The organism is Sporobacter termitidis DSM 10068, assembly GCF_900130065.1.
GTDB classification, from domain to species: Bacteria; Bacillota; Clostridia; order Oscillospirales; family Oscillospiraceae; genus Sporobacter; species Sporobacter termitidis.
The window spans coordinates 1-1,507 of sequence record NZ_FQXV01000035.1 but is presented as its reverse complement, the minus strand read 5'-3'; the positions used below and the strand labels follow the sequence as shown (position 1 = coordinate 1,507).

2 protein-coding genes are annotated in these 1,507 nt (G+C 48.2%); both read right to left on the bottom strand.

Annotation, left to right across the window (positions count from 1 at the left end; translation table 11 throughout):
* Window positions 1–400: 400 nt before the first annotated feature.
* Window positions 401–733: an immunity protein Imm33 domain-containing protein gene (locus BUB60_RS19420; protein WP_073083425.1), complete on the bottom strand. Its 333-nt coding sequence runs from the start codon at window positions 731–733 to the stop codon at window positions 401–403.
* 26 nt (window positions 734–759) lie between these two features.
* Window positions 760–1,507, bottom strand: a 748-nt coding sequence (locus BUB60_RS20430; protein ID WP_200796658.1) for an HNH/ENDO VII family nuclease, incomplete at its 5' end; no start/stop codon positions are given.

Genomic DNA, 1,507 nt, shown 5'->3' with positions numbered 1-1,507 from the left:
AGCTCGGCGACGTTCCTGTCCGAATACAGGCTGTCCTGATATTCCCCGAAGACCGGTATGTTCTCCCTGAGTACTTTTCCTATTTTATCGACCGGAATCACGTTGAGAGTAACATATGACACAATCCCGCCCCCTAACTTCAATGGGGCGGGATTGCGTCGTTAATATTAATGTTCAACAACAGGATAAGTCATGGGGTCGAAACCGAGCAGGTTAAATCACCGGGGTCGCAAGCGTCCCCCGCGCAACACACATCAGCCCGCAATGCGGGCTGAAAGGCTGTCCCCATCGGGGGTCAAATTTTATGCAATGGGGTCGGACTAGGAGTTGTGCATTGCAAAAAATCGCATGTGTCAAGGGCTTGATAGGGGTCATGAGCGGCCCCTGAATTTTTGTGATGCTATTTATACAAAGTAATTTCTTTCCCCGTATTTGTATCAATAAAAAATTTCCTTTTGCCCTCCTGCATTAATGTCAATTCAGTCCCAACTGGCATGTCATAGATTGCAAGCACAGCCGGTTCAATCTCAATCACTGATTCATAAGCAAGAATACACCAATTATTTGAGTCCGCCAGATACTCTTCGCTATCTATTTCCGAAAGGAATCTCCAGCCGTTGTCTACACCTCTGGTGCTGTCCTCACGAACGCACCATTTTAATTTACCCTTTCCGTTGTATATATTTTTCGATACCAAACATGCCCCATAGCTTGAATTTATAGTAGCTGCCATTAGACATCAATCCCTTTCGCTTTATTTTAGGTATGCCAGTTGTCTTCATATAAGTGGCTTCTGTTTGTCCCTGGTAGTTCGGGCCTATAGTTTTGCGGATTTCGATACCATTTCAAAAATTCATCTAAGCTCAATTCACCATTCATATAGCTGGCATGAGTATCAGAATATTTTTGACCAGGTATATGTCCCATATCCCATTGACCATTCCGCGGTTTCGTTCGATCCCAGACAATTGTGGCACCAGAAGGATCTGTGACCGTATCAGTTTCAGGATTCGCATGAGCGTTCCAGACATCGTCTACTTGTGTGCGTCCATACTTTGGTCTGCCCGTGGAATAGGGTTTACCAGAGTACTCCCCCGCGCCCTCAGTGTACATTCTCAGATTGTACTTGTCCAATAACGCGGCTTCTTTATCTGTCAATGAGCTTGGTACGCCCTTGCTCATTGCAAACTCCCGGGCTGTCATGCCGGATTTTCTCGCTGCCTCCAGCTCATCCAGCATTTTGAGGTAAGCGTTGTAGGCATCATTCCCCGCGCCCTCAGCACTATTTTCAGCGCTCTTCTCCAGGCCTTTTACAGTCTCGTATGCCCTTTCCCAGTTTCCATTATATCCCTCACCCTTGTTGCTTGCAAGCCTTGGCCGGTATTCGGGTAGCTGGTTCCCTCCTTTGACACGGGCCCACTGGTCGAGGTATGCTCCGGCTGTCTCTGCGGCTTTTCCCCCGAGATAGCCGCCCAATGCCCCGAGACCGCCGCCGAGGGCGGTGTTC

Excerpts from the sequence above, each read along its gene's own strand:
- BUB60_RS19420 (WP_073083425.1), bottom strand. The coding sequence starts at position 733 with ATGGCAGCTACTATAAATTCAAGCTATGGGGCATGTTTGGTATCGAAA.